The 18,909-nt window shown below is 39.9% G+C and carries 19 protein-coding genes; 17 read left to right on the top strand and 2 right to left on the bottom strand.

Annotated features, from left to right (window positions below; all coding sequences use genetic code 11):
* The first annotated feature begins 3 nt into the window (after positions 1-3).
* The 11 genes from G575_RS0100200 to G575_RS0100150 all read left to right on the top strand — a co-directional run bounded on the left by G575_RS0100200 (position 4) and on the right by G575_RS0100150 (position 11,613).
* On the top strand, positions 4-1,311 hold the full coding sequence (locus G575_RS0100200; protein WP_027970919.1) for an RsmF rRNA methyltransferase first C-terminal domain-containing protein: 1,308 nt from the start codon (positions 4-6) through the stop codon (positions 1,309-1,311).
* A 113-nt stretch (positions 1,312-1,424) separates the two neighbouring features.
* On the top strand, positions 1,425-2,303 hold the full coding sequence (locus tag G575_RS0100195; protein ID WP_037622384.1) for a phosphate ABC transporter substrate-binding protein PstS family protein: 879 nt from the start codon (positions 1,425-1,427) through the stop codon (positions 2,301-2,303).
* A gap of 1 nt (position 2,304) precedes the next feature.
* Positions 2,305-3,222, top strand: a complete 918-nt coding sequence (pstC, locus tag G575_RS0100190; protein ID WP_027970917.1) for a phosphate ABC transporter permease subunit PstC — start codon at positions 2,305-2,307, stop codon at positions 3,220-3,222.
* Positions 3,212-4,099, top strand: coding sequence for a phosphate ABC transporter permease PstA (gene pstA / locus G575_RS0100185; RefSeq protein ID WP_027970916.1), 888 nt, complete (start codon positions 3,212-3,214; stop codon positions 4,097-4,099). The genes pstC and pstA overlap by 11 nt, the downstream gene beginning before the upstream one ends.
* An 11-nt stretch (positions 4,100-4,110) precedes the next feature.
* Entirely contained in the window at positions 4,111-4,914 is an 804-nt protein-coding gene (gene pstB, locus G575_RS0100180) for a phosphate ABC transporter ATP-binding protein PstB (RefSeq protein ID WP_027970915.1), read from the top strand.
* A gap of 9 nt (positions 4,915-4,923) precedes the next feature.
* The gene (pstB, locus tag G575_RS0100175; protein WP_027970914.1) at positions 4,924-5,682 is read left to right on the top strand and encodes a phosphate ABC transporter ATP-binding protein PstB; all 759 of its coding nucleotides are present in this window, start codon (positions 4,924-4,926) and stop codon (positions 5,680-5,682) included.
* 34 nt (positions 5,683-5,716) lie between these two features.
* Positions 5,717-6,370, top strand: coding sequence for a phosphate signaling complex protein PhoU (gene phoU, locus G575_RS0100170; protein ID WP_027970913.1), 654 nt, complete (start codon positions 5,717-5,719; stop codon positions 6,368-6,370).
* 59 nt (positions 6,371-6,429) lie between these two features.
* Positions 6,430-8,964, top strand: a complete 2,535-nt coding sequence (locus G575_RS0100165) for a M1 family metallopeptidase (protein WP_037622381.1) — start codon at positions 6,430-6,432, stop codon at positions 8,962-8,964.
* Between the two features lie 126 nt (positions 8,965-9,090).
* Positions 9,091-9,765: a response regulator transcription factor gene (locus G575_RS0100160; RefSeq protein WP_027970911.1), complete on the top strand. Its 675-nt coding sequence runs from the start codon at positions 9,091-9,093 to the stop codon at positions 9,763-9,765.
* A gap of 85 nt (positions 9,766-9,850) precedes the next feature.
* The gene (locus G575_RS0100155; RefSeq protein WP_281168236.1) at positions 9,851-11,065 is read left to right on the top strand and encodes a sensor histidine kinase; all 1,215 of its coding nucleotides are present in this window, start codon (positions 9,851-9,853) and stop codon (positions 11,063-11,065) included.
* A gap of 11 nt (positions 11,066-11,076) precedes the next feature.
* Positions 11,077-11,613, top strand: coding sequence for a GNAT family N-acetyltransferase (locus G575_RS0100150; protein WP_027970909.1), 537 nt, complete (start codon positions 11,077-11,079; stop codon positions 11,611-11,613).
* A gap of 258 nt (positions 11,614-11,871) precedes the next feature.
* On the opposite strand, the gene rpsT is transcribed toward G575_RS0100150, so the two are convergent.
* Both rpsT and coaA read right to left on the bottom strand, forming a co-directional pair.
* A complete protein-coding gene (gene rpsT, locus G575_RS0100145) occupies positions 11,872-12,120 on the bottom strand; it encodes a 30S ribosomal protein S20 (protein ID WP_027970908.1) in 249 nt (82 codons plus the stop codon).
* Between the two features lie 52 nt (positions 12,121-12,172).
* The gene (gene coaA / locus G575_RS0100140; protein WP_027970907.1) at positions 12,173-13,093 is read right to left on the bottom strand and encodes a type I pantothenate kinase; all 921 of its coding nucleotides are present in this window, start codon (positions 13,091-13,093) and stop codon (positions 12,173-12,175) included.
* Positions 13,094-13,176: 83 nt separating this feature from the next.
* Between coaA and G575_RS0100135 the strand changes: the two genes are divergently transcribed.
* From G575_RS0100135 to G575_RS0100110, 6 genes are all read left to right on the top strand, one after another.
* Positions 13,177-13,776 carry a class I SAM-dependent methyltransferase gene (locus tag G575_RS0100135; protein ID WP_027970906.1) on the top strand — a complete coding sequence of 200 codons (600 nt, stop codon included), beginning with the start codon at positions 13,177-13,179 and terminating at the stop codon, positions 13,774-13,776.
* Complete coding sequence (locus tag G575_RS0100130; RefSeq protein WP_027970905.1) at positions 13,763-15,040, top strand: pyrimidine-nucleoside phosphorylase; 1,278 nt, start codon at positions 13,763-13,765, stop codon at positions 15,038-15,040. Before G575_RS0100135 ends, G575_RS0100130 begins: the two co-directional genes overlap by 14 nt.
* A gap of 19 nt (positions 15,041-15,059) precedes the next feature.
* Positions 15,060-15,722 carry a deoxyribose-phosphate aldolase gene (gene deoC, locus G575_RS0100125; RefSeq protein WP_027970904.1) on the top strand — a complete coding sequence of 221 codons (663 nt, stop codon included), beginning with the start codon at positions 15,060-15,062 and terminating at the stop codon, positions 15,720-15,722.
* The gene (locus G575_RS0100120; RefSeq protein ID WP_027970903.1) at positions 15,709-16,101 is read left to right on the top strand and encodes a cytidine deaminase; all 393 of its coding nucleotides are present in this window, start codon (positions 15,709-15,711) and stop codon (positions 16,099-16,101) included. The genes deoC and G575_RS0100120 overlap by 14 nt, the downstream gene beginning before the upstream one ends.
* A 73-nt stretch (positions 16,102-16,174) precedes the next feature.
* Positions 16,175-17,239, top strand: a complete 1,065-nt coding sequence (locus G575_RS0100115) for a BMP family lipoprotein (RefSeq protein ID WP_027970902.1) — start codon at positions 16,175-16,177, stop codon at positions 17,237-17,239.
* Positions 17,240-17,378: 139 nt separating this feature from the next.
* Positions 17,379-18,899, top strand: a complete 1,521-nt coding sequence (locus tag G575_RS0100110; RefSeq protein WP_027970901.1) for an ABC transporter ATP-binding protein — start codon at positions 17,379-17,381, stop codon at positions 18,897-18,899.
* The last annotated feature ends 10 nt before the right edge of the window (positions 18,900-18,909 follow it).

The raw sequence follows: 18,909 nt of genomic DNA, 5'->3' as shown, positions 1-18,909 counted from the left end.
ATTATGTATTTACCTGAAAAATTTATTGAAAAATACCAGCAAATCCTTGGGGATGAAGCGGCTGCTTTTTTAGAAACTTTTAAAGCAAATCCAGAGCCAGCTTTTCGTATCAACCCACTGAAAAGTTCCCAGCAACATTTTTCTAAGGCTATCCCTGATACCCCGTGGGGCTATTACGGAAAAGTTTCAGGGAAGTCTGCAGAGCATGTTTCAGGTTTGGTCTATTCTCAAGAACCAGCAGCTCAGATGGTTGGGCAAATCGCGGCACCAGAAAAAGGTATGAAAGTGCTTGATTTAGCCGCAGCACCTGGAGGGAAATCAACGCATTTGCTAAGCTATTTGCAAAACACAGGCCTATTGGTTTCAAATGAAATTTCAGCCAAACGTAGCAAAATATTGGTCGAAAATATCGAGAGATTCGGTGCTAGAAATGTGATTGTTACCAATGAATCTGCTGAAAGGATGGCCGAGACTTTTCCAGATTATTTTGATCTGATTGTTTTTGATGGTCCTTGTTCTGGAGAAGGGATGTTCCGTAAGGATCATGAAGCTACCCAGTACTGGCATGAAGATTATCCGGAAGAATGTGCGGATTTGCAGAAGTCTATTTTGAGAGATGCTATGAAAATGCTATCTCCGGGTGGTCGATTGGTTTATTCGACCTGTACTTGGGCACCAGAGGAAAATGAAGCAGTTGTGAGATGGCTACTAACAGAATATGATTTGGAGCTCATTGCTATTCCAAAAATCAATGGTATGGTATCTGGGATTGACTTGCCTGAGACAGCGCGCATGTATCCCCATCGTTTCAAAGGTGAGGGACAGTTTGTGGCTCATTTGAGGGATAGGCGTCAGCCAATTGTGACAAAGGTTAAGTCACCAAAAACCAACCTTAATAAGGAACAAGAAAAACTTTGGAATGACTTTGCTAAAAAACATCTCAAAGTGATCTTATCAGGATGTTTACAAACCTTTGGCGATAATCTTTACCTTCTACCTGATGGTCTTCCAGACTTAAGAAAGCTAAGAATTGCTAGGAATGGTTTGCATCTTGGAACTTTTAAAAAGAACCGATTTGAACCATCTTTTGCACTAGGGTTGGCTCTATCTCCTGATGATGTAGTACAGATTTTAGAAATTGATATAGAACAGTTTGAAAAATATGTTTCTGGAAATCCCATTAACCTCTCTCAAAGTATGCCTAATGGCTGGTATCAACTCTTAATAAAAGGCAATGGTATTGGTTTTGCTAAAGTTGTTGGTCACACGGTTAAAAATTACTTTCCAAAAGGCTTACGATTTACTCCCTAAGTGTTATGGAATACAAATTCCGTCATAGATGGTCAGATAGCACCTGCCATGTGTTATGATGGAAAGTGGAGTTTTTGCTCCGCACTTACTTTTTAAATATAAAAGGAAAAGCAATGAAAACAAGGAAAACATCTAGATGGCAAGCTCTTGCCATTATCGGGCTTGCGAGTCTTACTTTATCAGCATGCGCTAGTTGGATTGATCGTGGTGAATCCATTACTGCGGTAGGATCAACGGCACTTCAGCCACTTGTTGAGGCTGCAGCAGACGAATTTGGTTCAACTAATATTGGTAAGTCTGTCAACGTTCAAGGAGGAGGTTCGGGGACTGGCTTATCTCAAGTACAGTCTGGCGCTGTTCAAATTGGAAACTCAGACGTATTTGCTGAAGAAAAAGATGGTATTGATGCCTCAGCATTGGTTGATCATCAGGTGGCTGTTGCAGGGCTTGCGGTGATTGTTAATAAAGAAGTTACGGTTGATAATTTAACCACAGAACAATTACGAGATATTTTCTCAGGTAAAATCACCAATTGGAAAGAAGTTGGTGGAAGTGATCTTGACATTGCTGTCATCAATCGTGCCGCTTCATCAGGTTCACGAGCTACCTTTGATAATGTGATCATGGATGGTCAAGAGGCTAAGCGTGGTCAAGAACAAGATTCAAATGGAGCAATCAAATCTATCATCTCTCAGACTCCAGGAGCGATTTCCTATTTAGCTTTCGCTTATGTGGATGATTCGGTTGCTAAGATGAAGCTTAACGGGTTTGAAGCCAATGCTGAAAATGTAGCGTCCAATAACTGGCCAATTTGGTCATACGAGCACATGTATACCAAAGGCGAACCAACAGAATTGACCAAAGAATTTTTGGACTACATGATGACTGATGAGGTCCAAAAAGGTATTGTCGAAAGTATGGGATATATCTCAATTAATGACATGAAAGTTGTTAAATCAGCAGATGGTGTAGTGACTGAGAAGGAGCAATAACATGAGAAATGAAGAACTAGCAAAGAAATTATTATCCCCTTCTAAAAATTCACGACTTGAAAAATTTGGGAAAATCATCACATTTATGTGTTTAGCCCTAATTGTGTTTATCGTTGCTATGATTTTAATTTTCGTAGCACAAAAAGGGTTATCAACATTCTTTTCGGATGGCATCAATCTCTTCACCTTCCTATTTGATGGCAACTGGAACCCTAGCCAAGGGCAATTTGGGGCACTACCAATGATTACAGGATCATTTATTGTCACTATCTTATCGGCTTTGGTTGCGACACCATTTGCTATCGGAGCAGCTGTCTTTATGACTGAAATTTCTCCTAAATACGGTGCTAAGATTTTGCAACCTGCTGTAGAACTTTTGGTAGGTATTCCATCAGTTGTGTACGGTTTTATCGGTCTGCAGGTGGTGGTTCCTTTTGTCCGTTCTATTTTTGGAGGCACAGGTTTTGGGATCTTATCAGGAGTCTTTGTTCTCTTTGTTATGATTTTACCGACGGTGACTTTTATGACGACAGACACGCTACGAGCGGTTCCTCGCCATTATCGTGAAGCGAGTCTTGCTATGGGAGCAACACGCTGGCAAACCATTTGGCGTGTGACCTTGAATGCTGCTCGTCCAGGTATTTTTACAGCGGTTATCTTTGGTATGGCTCGTGCCTTCGGAGAAGCCCTAGCTATCCAAATGGTGGTCGGAAACTCTGCTGTTATCCCGACTTCCTTAACCACACCAGCCGCAACTCTAACGTCTGTCTTGACCATGGGTATTGGTAATACGGTTATGGGGACCGTACAAAATAATGTTCTTTGGTCACTAGCATTGGTGCTATTGTTCATGAGTTTGGCCTTTAACATGTTAGTTAAATTTATTACGAGAGAGAGAAAGAGAAACTATGCACGCTAAAAAAACAGATCGATTGGCGACAGGTGTTCTATATACGATTGCAGGTATTATTGTCACTATTTTAGCGTCGCTCATTCTTTATATCTTGCTTAGAGGAGTTCCGCATATCAGTTGGGATTTCTTAACTGGAAAATCATCGTCTTACAAGGCAGGTGGTGGGATAGGGATTCAGTTATATAATTCCTTCTTCCTTTTGGTGATGACCTTGATTATTTCCGTACCACTATCCTTAGGTGCTGGTGTTTATTTAGCAGAATATGCCAAAAAAGGGCCTTTGACGAACTTCATCCGTACCTGTATTGAAATCCTGTCGTCACTGCCATCAGTTGTGGTGGGGCTCTTTGGTTATTTGATTTTTGTTGTCCAATTTGAGTATGGGTTCTCGATTATTTCAGGAGCTTTAGCCTTAACCGTCTTTAACCTTCCGCAGATGACACGTACCGTTGAAGATAGTTTGAAAACGGTACACCACACACAGCGTGAAGCAGGTCTTGCATTAGGGATCTCGCGTTGGGAAACAGTGCTTCATGTGGTTATTCCAGAAGCTCTTCCAGGTATTGTGACGGGGATTGTTCTGGCTTCTGGTCGTATTTTTGGTGAAGCGGCAGCGCTTATCTATACAGCAGGGCAATCTGCTCCAGCTATGGACTGGAGCAATTGGAATCCATTAAGTGTTTCTAGTCCAATTTCACCGTTTCGTCAAGCCGAAACCTTAGCTGTTCATATTTGGAAGGTAAATAGTGAAGGAACTATTCCTGATGCTACTCTGGTATCTGCAGGTTCAGCAGCGGTCCTATTGATTTTCATTTTGATTTTCAACTTTGCTGCCAGACGCCTCGGAAAATATTTACACGCTAAATTGACCTCTGCTGTTTAAAAGGAGAAAACATGTCTGAATACAATTGGAATGAACGTCATATCATGACTTTCCCAGAAGAGAAGGTTATTCTATCGACAAAAGACCTTCATGTCTATTATGGGCAAAAAGAAGCTATAAAAGGCATTGATATGCAGTTTGAGAAAAATAAAATTACGGCCTTGATTGGACCTTCTGGATGTGGCAAGTCAACTTTCTTACGTAGTTTAAATCGGATGAATGATACCATTGATATTGCAAAAGTAACAGGAACTATTAATTACCAAGGGATTGACGTTAATGCCCCAGAAATCAATGTTTACGAAATGCGTAAACATATTGGTATGGTTTTCCAGCGTCCTAATCCGTTTGCAAAATCCATTTACAACAACATCACCTTTGCACATGAACGTGCAGGGGTACGCGATAAAAAAGTGTTAGATGAGATTGTCGAAACCTCTCTTAAACAGGTTGCGCTGTGGGATCAAGTCAAAGATAGCTTACATAAGTCAGCCTTTACCCTTTCAGGAGGTCAACAGCAAAAATTGTGTATCGCTCGTGCCATTGCAGTAAAACCAGATATTCTACTGATGGATGAACCTGCCTCAAACTTGGATCCAATTGCGACCATGCAATTAGAAGAGACCATGTTTGATTTGAAAGAGAACTATTCAATCATTATCGTGACGCACAATATGCAGCAAGCTGCTCGTGCCAGTGATTATACGGCATTCTTCTACCTCGGAGATTTGATCGAGTATGATAAGACATCGCATATCTTCCAAAATGCCACACTTAAGTCAACCAATGACTATGTAACAGGTCACTTTGGATAGGAGGAAGGAATGACAGAATCTATTTTACAAGTTAACGATCTTTCGGTTTATTATAATAAAAAGAAAGCCTTGAGTAATGTTTCAATTGCTTTTCAAGCCAATGAAATCACAGCTCTGATTGGACCATCTGGGTCGGGAAAATCAACCTTACTTCGTGCCATCAATCGTATGGGCGACTTAAATCCAGAGTGGACGTTGACGGGGTCAGTTTCTTATAATGGACATAATATCTACAGTCCTCGTACCGATGCTGTGGAATTGCGAAAAGAAATTGGTATGGTTTTCCAACAACCCAATCCTTTTCCAATGTCTATCTATGAAAATGTTGTCTACGGTCTACGCCTTAAAGGAATTAAAGACAAGGCACTTTTGGATGAAGCCGTTGAAAAATCCTTGATTGGTGCTTCCATCTGGGATGAGGTTAAAGATCGATTACACGATTCGGCTCTAGGGCTTTCTGGGGGACAACAACAGCGTGTCTGCATTGCACGTGTACTGGCTAATAGCCCGAAAATTCTCCTTATGGACGAGCCGACTTCAGCTCTTGATCCAATCTCAGCTGGTAAAATCGAAGATACCATGTATGAATTGAAAAAGCATTATACCTTATTGCTTGTCACACGCTCTATGCAACAAGCTTCGCGGATTTCAGATCGCACAGGCTTTTTCCTAGATGGTAACTTGATTGAGTTTAACACCACTAAACAGATGTTCCTCAGTCCAACCCATAAGGAAACAGAAGACTACATTTCAGGAAAATTCGGTTAAAAGAATTTGATTGACACAGAAAGGATATTAGGATATGTTACGTGCTCAATTTGAAGAAGAATTATCAAAACTTCACAATCAATTTTATGCTATGGGGACAGAGGTATTAGCTCAAATCAATAATTCTGTTCGTGCCTTTGTCAGTCATGACCGTGAAATGGCAAAAGAAGTCATCGAAAGCGATGCGATTGTCAATGAATTTGAAACCAAATTAGAAAAAAAATCACTTGAAATCATTGCGCTCCAACAACCTGTTGCTCATGACCTTCGTACTGTTATCACTGTTCTTAAAGCATCAAGCGATGTAGAACGCATGGGTGACCATGCCTCAGCGATTTCAAAAGCAACGATTCGAATGAAAGGCGAAGAGCGCTTACCGGAAGTTGAAGAAGAAATTCGTAAGATGGGTAAAGTGGTCAAACGCATGGTTGAAGATGCTCTAGAAGTTTACATGTCAAGTGATGATGAAAAAGCCTATGAAATAGCTGCTTCAGATGAAGTTATTGATGAAATGTTTAAAAAAATCCAAGCCTTAGCAGTGGAAGGGATTCGTGAGAATCCAAATACTGTTTTTGCAGGTAAAGAATACTTCCAAGTGATTATGTACTTGGAGCGCATTGGCGATTATGCTAAAAACATCTGTGAATGGGTAGTTTATCTCAATACAGGTAAAATTGTAGAACTATAAGAATTGTGATATAATGAGTAGATAACATCTACTCATTTTTGTTAGAATTGGAGAAAAACATGTCAGTAGAACGTCTAATCACTAAATTTATCCCTGAGAATTATAATCTGTTTTTGGATATTGATCGCTCAACGAAAACCTTTAGCGGTAACGTCGCTATTTTGGGAGAAGCCTTAGATCATCAGATTTCTTTGCACCAAAAAGAATTATCCATACAGTCAGTTCTTCTAGACAATGAGAAACTAGATTTTCAGATGGATCATGCTAATGAGGTTGTCCATATTGATTTACCTGAAACGGGCTCATTGACTCTTGTTGTAGAGTTTTCCGGACGTATCACAGATAATATGTCTGGCATCTATCCCTCTTACTATACGCTTGATGGCGTCAAAAAAGAGATTATCTCAACGCAGTTTGAGAGCCATTTTGCCCGCCAAGCCTTCCCATGTATTGATGAGCCTGAAGCCAAGGCAACCTTTGATTTTTCTCTAAAATTTGATCAGAGTGAAGAGGATATCGCCCTGTCAAATATGCCTGAGATTAATGTCGAACGTCGTCAGGAAACCGGTGTTTGGACATTTGCCACAAGCCCTCGCATGTCTTCTTACCTTTTGGCTTTTGCTATTGGAGAATTGCATGGGAAAACGACCACTACTAAAAACGGAACCTTGGTTGGTTCTTATGCAACCATAGCACATAAATTAAGCGAATTAGATTTCTCGCTGGATATCGCCAAACGTGTCATTGAATTTTATGAGGATTATTTTGGCGTGCCTTATCCGATTCCTCAATGTCTTCATGTTGCACTGCCTGATTTTTCAGCAGGCGCAATGGAGAACTGGGGCTTAATTACCTACCGTGAAGTCTACTTGCTCGTTGATGATAATTCAACCGTAGCAAGCCGTCAACAGGTTGCTTTGGTTATCGCACATGAAGTAGCCCATCAATGGTTTGGTAATCTTGTTACCATGAAGTGGTGGGACGATTTGTGGCTCAATGAATCCTTTGCAAACATGATGGAGTATGTTGCCATTAATGCTATCGAGCCTAGCTGGAATATTTTTGAAGATTTCCAAACCTCAGGCGTGCAAGCAGCCCTCAAACGCGATGCGACAGATGGGGTTCAGTCTGTTCACGTTGAAGTGAACCATCCAGATGAAATTAACACCCTTTTTGATGCGGCAATTGTATATGCCAAAGGTAGTCGTTTGATGCACATGCTTCGTCGTTGGTTAGGGGATGATGCCTTTAAAGCAGGGCTAAAAACTTACTTTGAGCGCCACCAATACGGAAATACTATCGGACGTGATCTTTGGAATGCTCTTTCAGAAGCTTCAGGACGCGATGTGGCTGCTTTCATGGATTCTTGGTTAGAACAACCAGGCTATCCTGTTGTAACAGCGAGTCTTGAAAATGATACCTTGACAATCCGTCAAGAGCAGTTCTTTATTGGCGAAAAAGAAGCTAAAGGACGCCTCTGGCAAGTACCGCTCAATAGCAATTGGTCTGGTCTTCCAGATACCTTGACTGAGGCTCAACTGGTTATTCCTAACTATTCAGCGCTTCAAGAGCAAAATGAAGGCGCTCTACGCTTCAACACTGGTAATACGGCTCACTATATCAGTCACTATCAGGGCCAACTCTTAGAGCAACTCATGACTAATTGGGATACGCTTGATAAAATTTCCAAACTTCAAGTTATCCAAGAACGTCGCCTTTTGGCAGAATCAGGTCTCATCTCTTATAGCGAATTAGTTGATTTAGTTTCTGATTTGACAAATGAGACGGATTACACGGTGCTTGATGCTATTATGTACGTGCTCTATGGTCTTAAACGGTTTGTTGATGAGGACAGTCCTGAGGAATTAGCTTTGAAACGACTTTTTGCTAAAATCTTTGCCAAAAACTATGCTCGACTTGGATTTGACAAGCAGGAAGGCGAATCTGACGAAGATGAGTTTATCCGTCAATATGCTATCGAAAGTATGCTTTATGCCGAAAATTCAGATGCCATTAATAAGGCTGAAGCCATCTTCCAAGATTATCGCGATAAAATCGAAGATATTCCAGCAGCTATTCGCCCTTATGTTTTAGCCAATCAAGTCAAACAAGCTGAAACCAAAGAACTGACAGCAGCCTTATTGGAGACTTATGTAACAACGACTGACGGTGCTTTCAAAAGACAGCTAGTCGGAGCGCTTGCTGAGACTAAGTCCTTAGAAATGCTAGAGACGATTATCCGTTCGTTCAAAGATAAAGATATCGTCAAACCACAAGATTTATCAGCTTGGTACGGAGCTTTCTTGCAGAAAAAATTTGCCCAGGAAAGCGTTTGGACTTGGGCACGTGAGGAGTGGGATTGGATCAAGAGTGCCTTGGGTGGAGACATGAGCTTTGATGCTTTTGTGGTCATTCCAGCTGCCATCTTTAAGACCGAGGAACGCCTGTCAGAGTACAAAGCTTTCTTTGAACCGCAATTATCTGATATGGCTCTTAGCAGAAATATCGCTATGGGAATGAAAGACATTGCTGCTCGTGTGACACTATTAGCAGATAACAAAGCAGCAGTATCAAGAGCTTTATTGAAACATTAAGATAAGAGATTGAGGTTTCCTCAATCTCTTTTAGCTGATTTTAAGAAATGTCCAGTAAACTTAAGATAATTTATGACTGGCAGGTTCAGGCATGATATAATAGATACAAATACAGTGGAGGTTGCTATGATTAAGATTTTGTTAGTAGAGGATGATTTAAGCCTTTCAAATTCTGTTTTTGATTTTTTAGATGATGGCTTCGCTGATGTCATGCAAGTCTTCGATGGCGAAGAGGGCATTTATGAGGCGGAATCTGGTGTCTACGACTTGATTCTTTTAGACTTAATGTTGCCTGAAAAGGATGGTTTTCAGGTGCTTAAAGAATTGCGTGCAAAAGGAGTCATGACACCTGTTCTTATCATGACAGCTAAAGAAAGTTTAGATGATAAGGGGCATGGATTTGAATTAGGAGCAGATGATTATTTGACCAAGCCATTCTATTTAGAAGAGCTTAAAATGCGTATCCAGGCGCTTCTAAAACGTTCTGGTAAATTAGTTGATAACCTTCTGACCTATGGTGATGTGACGATTGATTTAACCACAAATACCACTAAAGTCAATGATCAAGAAGTCGAACTCTTAGGTAAAGAATTTGATTTACTGGTGTATTTCTTGCAAAATCAAAATGTTATTTTGCCTAAAACTCAAATTTTTGATCGTATTTGGGGATTTGATAGTGACACTACCATATCTGTCGTCGAAGTTTACGTCTCTAAAATCCGCAAGAAATTAAAAGGGTCAGCATTTGGAGAAAATCTCCAAACCTTACGGAGTGTGGGGTACATTTTGAAAAATGGTTAAGGCATTTCAAACTTGGCGAAAGGATAAGGAAAATCCAAAAAGTTTTTTGCGCTTTTTCACGGTTTTTACCGGAATTTTCCTTGTTATGACGCTTATTATCCTACAGATTATCAAAACAGGTCTTTTTTCATCAACTGATAACAGCCTCAAAGATGCCGCCTCATCGGTTAATACTTATGTTGACATGGCTATGCAGCGCAGCTATTTTTTAGAGAAAACAGATGATGTTTTCATCGTAGGATCTGAGCCGAGCATGGAAAAGCCACATGATAAGATGGTCAATGTTGATGTTTTGCTTTATGATAAATCTGGAAATCTTTTTGGAACAGCAGATGCCTATTCTAAATTTTCAAGTGTAAAGCTCAAGAAAAATCAACTAAACCAAGTGATTAGTGGAGATACAGAGACGATTTATGGCCAAACGGAAGACTACCACGCCATTACTGTAGAGGTATCTAATGATTCCTATCCTGATGTAAAATATGCTACCTTTTTGGTCAGTGTTAAGCAGATTAAAGAATCTGCTGAGCGCTCATGTAATATTATCATTACCGTAATGGTTGTCTTTTGGATTCTTTCAATAGGTGCGAGCATGTATCTGGCTTATTGGTCACGAAAACCTATTTTAGAAAGTTATGAAAAGCAGAAGGCTTTTGTTGAAAATGCCAGCCATGAGCTGAGAACACCTCTTGCTGTTTTGCAAAATCGTCTAGAGTCGCTTTTTAGAAAGCCAGGGTCAACGGTGCTTGATAACAGTGAAAATATCGCTTCTAGTCTTGAAGAAGTCCGAAATATGCGAATTTTAACAACTAACCTGCTTAATCTAGCTCGACGAGATGATGGCTTGAAGGTTGACATTTCAGAGATAAACAGCCAGTATTTTTCGGACATTTTCGATAATTATGCTTTGATTGCAGAAGAAGCAGAGAAAAGCTTTACCTATCAGAATAAGCTGACGCGACCAATTAAATCAGACAAAGTCCTACTGAAACAAGCAATGACAATCCTCTTTGATAATGCCATAAAATATACAGGATTAGATGGACAAATTGCTATCGAAGTTCGAAATACAGAAAAACATCTGTTTATCAAGGTTAGCGACAATGGTTATGGCATCAGTGATGACGATAAGAGAAAGATTTTTGATCGTTTTTACCGTGTAGATAAAGCTAGGACAAGGCAAAAAGGTGGTTTTGGTTTAGGTCTATCACTTGCTAAGCAAATCATTGATACACTGGGTGGCAAAATCACTGTTAAAGACAACCAACCTAAGGGAAGTATTTTTGAAATCCGTTTGTAGAAGGAGAGCTGATGGCAGGTTTATTTGATAAATTTCCCTATTTAACTAGCAATCCAATCACCTTACGACAGATTTCAGAAAATGACCTAGATGCCATTTATGCCATCTATTCCAATCCTGAGCATTTTCGACATAGTCCAGATGTTTCAAGTCGTCATAAAGAGACCATACTAAAGCGAATAGATCATTTTAATCGTGATTTTCAAAAGAAAAAACGGCTTTTTCTTGGACTGGAAAAAGATAGAGAAATTGTTGGTATCCTTGAATGCTTTGATTATAAAAAAAGATTGTCTCAAGTGACTATTGGCTATCGCATCCATCACACCTTTTGGGGACAAGGTTTGGCAACAAAGGGTCTGGCTCTACTGACTGACTATCTTCATAACGATTGTCAAATCAAGACCATCAAAGCATATGTTATGGAGGAAAATATTGCCTCTAAAACTGTCCTAGAAAAAAACAACTTTTATGTCATTGGAAGAGAACATCAAAACTGGAAAGGTCACGGCGAAGTTGCTCTCCTAGTCTTTGAAAAACACTATCAATAAAGGCATGGCTAGTCGCGCCATGCCTTTTTACGATCCAAGGAAATCCTTAATTCAGATTTTAATCGTATTTTCAATAGTTCAGTCAATGTTTTGAGTCAAAAAATTAGGTTGCGAACCTTCATCTTCATAAAGCAAACAAGTTTCTAAAGGGACTGACATGGCAATAGTTCGCAGTTGATATGAATAAGGTAGCTACTAATTCTCTATAATATTAGTCAAAACAGCAATGAAAAAACGACCAAAAGGTCGCTTTTTATATTATCCAAGTTTAGCAGCAAGACGTGCTTTATCGCGACTTGCTTTGTTTTTGTGAATCAAACCTTTAGTTTCGGCTTTGTCGATGCTTGAAGAAGCAGCGCGGAAAAGCTCTTCAGATGGGTTTGCTTCAAAAGCTTTGATAGCAGTACGCATAGCTGATTTTTGAGCTGAGTTTTTAGCGTTTTGTTGAGCGCTTTTCTCAGCACGTTTGATAGCTGATTTAATGTTTGCCAAAGTTCTTACCTCCATATTTACTAACTCTATCATTATATAGAAATTCTTGTATTTTGACAAGTGGAAATCACTTTTTCAAGTAAATTTCATTAATTTTATGATTTTCGGATTTGTGTAGAATCAACTCAGCGCGGTTTCTAGTTGGTTCAATGTATTTTTTTAAATTGACCAGATTGATGGTTTGCCAAATATTTTTGGAGAAGGCTAGCGCTTCATCAGCAGATAAGGTTGTGAATTTATGATAGTAGTTGCTAGGGTCTTTTTCTGCTAAGGCTAAAAGTGCTTTAAACCGCTCTAAGTACCATTTCTCAATATGTTGACTGTCTGCATCAATATAGATAGAGAAATCAAAATAATCACTCATGTAAAGACGTTCATTTTGTGGATTTTGGAAAACGTTTATTCCCTCAACGATTAAGAAATCTGGTGCACTGATTTTTTGCTGTTTATTGGGAATAATATCGTATATTTCGTGTGAATAAACAGGAATAGAAGCATCAGCACCATTTTTCATAGCATCCAAAAAGTCTAAAAGAAGTTCCATGTTATAACTTTCTGGAAATCCTTTTTTATCGAGTAGGGCCCGTTCAATTAAAGTAGCATTGGGGTACAGGAAACCATCTGTTGTCACCATTTCAACTGAACTATGCTTAAACGTCCGGGAAAGAAGAAGTTGTAATAGTCTGCTCGTTGTCGATTTTCCAACTGCAACAGAGCCAGAAACCCCGATGATAAAGGGTCTTTTGGCTACCGTCTTTTGAAGAAAAATCCCTTTTGAAAAGGACAAACTCTCCTGGTTGTGTTTGTAAATTTGAATCAATCGAACAAGGGGTAAATAGATATCAATAACATCTTGGATGTTAATTTTATCATTGAGAGACTTGATATTTTCAAGTTCACTTTCAGTTAAAAGAGGCTTTGTTGACTGATGAAGTTCTTGCCAGCGTTCACGCGAAATGTTTTCAAAGTTAATCAATTCTTTAGTCATGGTACAAATTATATCATAAATTTATTGAGAACCCTTACAAAATATGTTAGAATGAAAGCACTTTATAAAGATGAGTGTGTTTTATGTCAAATATGTATTATACAGAAAATCCTGACAGTGCTCATGATTTGCAGGAGCTTCATGTCACCTTATTAGGGCAGAACTTTCGATTTCTGACGGATTCAGGGGTCTTTTCTAAGCGAATGATTGATTTTGGCAGTCAAGTATTGCTGAATTGTTTGACCTTTAATAAAGGCGATAGCTTATTGGACGTTGGGTGTGGCTATGGTCCACTAGGGATTGCACTAGAAAAGGTTCAGGGAGTATCAGCGACCATGATTGATATCAATAATCGTGCCCTTGATCTAGCAAAAAAAAATGCTGACAAAAATGGTGTGAGCCCAATGATTTTTCAATCAAACAGTTATGAAAATGTCAAAGATCGCTTCGATCATATCATCTCCAATCCTCCTATTAGAGCTGGAAAGGCTGTTGTTCATGAGATACTTGAGGGGGCTTTTGAACACTTACATCAAGGAGGTGACTTGACAATCGTTATCCAGAAAAAACAAGGAGCCCCGTCTGCCAAAAATAAGATGGAAGAAGTTTTTGGAAATTGTGACATCGTCAAAAAAGAAAAAGGTTATTATATTTTAAGGAGTGTCAAACATGCGGACAGTTGATTTAATTCAAAAAAAACGTGACGGCAAAGAATTGTCAACAGAAGAAATTAAATGGTTAATTTCCGGTTATGCAGAAGGAAGAGTTCCTGACTATCAAATGTCAGCTTTAGCAATGGCTATTTACTTTAAAGGAATGACCATGAGAGAGACTAGAGACTTAACCATGTCTATGGTGGACTCTGGTGAGCAGATTGATTTGTCTGCAATTTCAGGTATTAAAACCGATAAGCATTCAACAGGCGGTGTTGGGGATAAGGTCACTTTGATATTAGCACCACTAGTTGCCTCATTTGGCGTACCAGTTGCTAAGATGAGTGGTCGTGGTCTCGGTCACACTGGTGGAACGCTTGATAAACTAGAATCCATAAAGGGTTATCAAATTGAACGCAGTCAGGAAGAATTTATCCAGCAAGTTCAAGAGATTGGCCTATCCGTTATTGGACAATCTGATAATATGGTTAAGGCAGATAAATTACTTTATGCCCTACGGGATGTGACAGCTACTGTAGATATCATCCCTCTTATTGCAAGTTCAGTGATGTCCAAAAAAATCGCCGCTGGTGCAGATAGTATTTTGCTAGATGTGACTGTTGGTGATGGTGCCTTTATGAAAACATTAGAAGAAGCCGAGCAGCTCTCTGAAACCATGGTTGCTCTTGGTAAGGAGGTTGGACGACAAACAGTAGCTGTTATTACCGATATGAGCCAGCCGGTAGGACGGGCTATCGGTAATCGTCTAGAAGTTCTTGAAGCTATTGAGATTATGAGAGGAGAAGGACGCGAAGACGTCACTCACTTCATTTGTGAGCTAGCTCAAATTATGCTCAGCCTAGCAGGTCTTGAAAAGTCCTTAGAAGCTATTCATCACCACTTAGTCAACGGTGAGGCCCTACAGAAATTTGAGGCTATGGTCAAAGCTCAGGGAGGCGATTTAGAAGACTTGTACAGGCCATCTAGCGCAGCCCATGTCATTGACGTAAAAGCTGAAAATGATGGCTATATTAGAGAGCTTCCGGCTCTAGAATTTGGCTTATTTGCAATGAAACTTGGAGCGGGCCGTTCCGTAAAAACCGATAATTTGGACTATGAAAGCGGAATAGTGTTCGATAAAAAGGTGGGAGATTTCGTGAAAACGGATGAAATTATTGCAAAAATTTACACAAACGAAATTTTATCTGAAAAAATGCTTTCAGAATTCAAAAAAAATGTTATAATAGACGAAGAGCAAGTCACACCAAAAGAAATTTTAAAAATAATCCGTTAAACAGTTAATGGGGGAAATTATGCTTATCAATAAATACATCGATCATACACTTTTGAAGCCCGAAAGCACCAGAGAACAAATCAGCAAATTGCTTGAAGAAGCTAAACAATACCAATTTGCAAGTGTCTGTGTCAATCCAACATGGGTCAAGTACTGTGCTGAAACTCTAGCAGATACAGATGTCAAGGTGTGTACCGTTGTTGGTTTCCCACTTGGGGCTACGACACCTGCTGTTAAAGCTTTTGAAACTAAAGAGGCTATTCAAAACGGTGCAGATGAAATTGATATGGTTATCAATATTGGGGCTTTAAAATCTGGTGAGTATCAACTGGTTGAAGATGATATTCGAGCAGTTGTCGAAGCTTCAGGAGATAAAATCGTTAAAGTCATTATTGAGGCTTGTCTCTTGACAGACGAAGAAAAAGTAATGGCTAGTGAATTATCTGTCAAAGCTGGAGCTGATTTTGTTAAAACCTCAACAGGCTTTTCAACAGGAGGAGCAACTGTTGCAGATGTAAAATTAATGCGTCAAACCGTAGGTCCTCACATCGGTGTTAAGGCTGCTGGGGGAGCACGTTCCCTAGCAGATGCTCAGGCATTTATTGAAGCAGGAGCAACACGACTAGGAACTTCTTCGGGCGTAGCAATCATTGAAGGAGAGAGCGTCAATGGAGGTTACTAATCCTTTAGTTGAGCTTGCTATTGAAGCCAGTCAACGTGCTTATGTACCCTACTCACATTTTCCAATTGGGGCAGCACTCTTAACCGAGGATGGCACAGTCTATACCGGGTGTAATATTGAAAATGCTAGTTTTGGATTAACAAACTGTGGTGAGCGAACAGCCATTTTCAAGGCTGTTTCTGACGGCCATCAAAAATTGGCTGAGATTGCCATATATGGTCAAACAGCAGAGCCGATATCTCCTTGTGGTGCTTGTCGTCAAGTGATGGTGGAGTTTTTTCAACCTAGTGCTAAGGTTACTTTAATTGCTAAAAATGGTCAGACGGTCGAGACGACGGTCGGGGAGTTATTACCATACTCTTTTACAGATTTGACCTAATCTGTAGTCAACCTTCGGGTTATCTTAATCTTGCAACCTTGTTGCAAAAAAATATTTAGGAGGGTTCATTCACATGAACAAAAAATTTGTTGGACTCAGTCTAGCTACTGTTGCTGCCTTGTCACTTGCTGCTTGTGGAAGCAAAAAAGCAGACTCTTCAAATTCAGATACATCAACAGCTGAATCAAGTATCAAAGCGGCTATCGTTACCGATATCGGTGGTGTTGATGACCGTTCATTTAACCAATCTGCTTGGGAAGGTCTTAAAGAGTGGGGAGATGCTGCTGGGCTATCAAAAGGTAATGGTTATGATTACTTCCAATCTTCTTCTGAGCAAGACTACGTTACAAACCTTGACTCTGCTGTAGCTGGTGGTTATAACCTTGTCTTTGGTATTGGTTTTGCCCTTGAATCTTCAATTGCTGAAGTTGCTCCAAATAATACTGACACACACTATGTTATCGTAGACAGTGTTGTTCCAGATCAAGATAACGTTGTAAGTGTTGGCTTTGCTGACCATGAAGCATCATACCTTGCAGGTGTTGCAGCAGCTAAATCAACTAAGACAAAAACAGTTGGTTTTGTTGGCGGTATGAAAGGTGAAGTTATTGATCGCTTTGAAGCTGGTTTCGTAGCAGGTGTTAAATCAGTTGATGAAACGATTAAGATTGACGTTCAATATGCTGGTTCATTTGGTGATGCCGCTAAAGGTCAAACAATTGCAGCAGCACAATATTCAGCAGGTGCGGATGTTATTTTCCATGCTTCTGGCGGTACTGGTAACGGTGTTTTTGCAGCAGCTAAAGCAGTCAACGAAACACGCGATGAAGCTGATAAAGTATGGGTAATCGGTGTAGACCGTGACCAATCAGCAGAAGGTGCTTATACTTCTAAAGATGGTAAAGAATCTAACTTCGTATTAGCTTCAACACTTAAACAAGTTGGTGCTGCTGTTAAAGATATTGCTACAAAAGCAGCAGAAGGTAAATTCCCTGGTGGAGAAATCGTTCGTTACACTCTTAAAGATAAAGGTGTAGAATTAGCTGAAACTAACCTTTCTGAAGACGCTTCTAAAGCAGTAGCAGATGCTAAAGCTGCTATCTTAGATGGTACAGTTGAAGTTCCAGAAAAACCTTAATGAAATAATGAATCCCGAAGCGGCGACTGACATCGGTCGCCCTTTTTGGGAGTTGAGATATTTTATCTCAATAAAGCCTATCCTAATTTAGTAGGTAGGTTTTATTGATAAAAAATAGACCTTTTGAAAGGAAAAGATTATGGCTCATGATTATGTCATCGAAATGCGGGACATAACTAAACGATTTGGCGAATTTGTAGCAAACGACCAAATCAACTTGAATGTCAAACCAGGCGAAATTCATGCTCTTCTTGGAGAAAATGGTGCAGGAAAATCCACGCTTATGAATATGCTTGCGGGGTTATTAGAGCCAACAAGTGGCGAAATTTTAATCAATGGTTCGACTGTAACGATTGATTCTCCCTCAAAAGCGGCGAAATTGGGTATCGGAATGGTGCATCAACACTTTATGTTGGTAGATGCCTTTTCAGTAGTCGAAAATATTATTTTAGGCAGTGAAACGACAGGTCTCGCTGGTACAATCGACTTGAAGGCTGCCACTGCTGAAATTACTGCCCTATCAAAGAAATATGGACTCGAAGTTGATCCTACTGCTAAAGTTGCAGACATTACGGTAGGTGCTCAGCAACGTGTGGAAATTTTAAAAACACTCTACCGAGGTGCGGATCTGTTAATTTTTGACGAACCAACAGCCGTTTTGACCCCTGATGAAATTGCAGAGCTTCTCAAAATTATGAAGGTTCTTGTGTCAGAAGGTAAGTCCATTATTCTCATTACTCATAAACTAGATGAAATTCGTGCCGTCGCGGACCGTGTCACCGTTATTCGTCGTGGTAAATCTATTGAAACTGTAGAAGTTGCAGGAGCTACCAATGATGATTTGGCAGAGTGGATGGTTGGACGTTCTGTTTCATTTAAAACAGAAAAAATTGCGGCTAATCCTAAAGAAGTTGTGCTGTCGATTGAAAACTTAGTGGTTAATGAAAATCGTGGCATCCCAGCAGTTAAAAATCTCTCTCTTGAAGTTCGTGCAGGTGAGATTGTCGGTATTGCTGGTATCGACGGTAATGGTCAGAGTGAGCTTATCCAGGCGATTACCGGACTTCGTAAAGTTAAATCTGGAAAAATTACGATTAAAGGACAAGATGTTACGCATTCGACACCACGGAAAATTACCGAATTAAGTGTTGGTCATGTTCCTGAAGATCGTCATCGTGATGGCATGATTCTAAACATGACTGTTGCAGAAAACTTTGCATTGCAAACTTACTACAAAGAACCTATTTCTAAAAAAGGCATCCTAAATTACTCTAAGATAAATGAAAAAGCGCGTCAGCTGATGGAAGAATTCGACGTTCGTGGAGCAGGAGAACTAATCCCTGGCAAGTCTCTTTCAGGAGGAAACCAGCAAAAAGCGGTTATCGCCCGTGAAATCGATCGTAATCCTGATTTATTGATTGTCAGCCAACCGACGCGAGGACTCGATGTTGGTGCGATTGAATATATTCGAAAACGCTTAATTGCAGAGCGTGATAAAGGTAAGGCAGTCCTTGTTGTCAGCTTTGAATTAGATGAAATTCTCGATGTTTCCGATCGTATTGCCGTTATTCATGACGGAAGCATCCATGGCATTGTATTACCGGCCGAAACCACCAAGCAAGAACTTGGTAAACTTATGGCTGGCGGCCATCTTAAGTAAGAAAGGAAGT

The organism is Streptococcus plurextorum DSM 22810 (assembly GCF_000423745.1).
GTDB classification, from domain to species: Bacteria; Bacillota; Bacilli; order Lactobacillales; family Streptococcaceae; genus Streptococcus; species Streptococcus plurextorum.
Note: the sequence above shows the minus strand (reverse complement) of the source record. Positions and strands in the feature narration are given on the sequence as shown.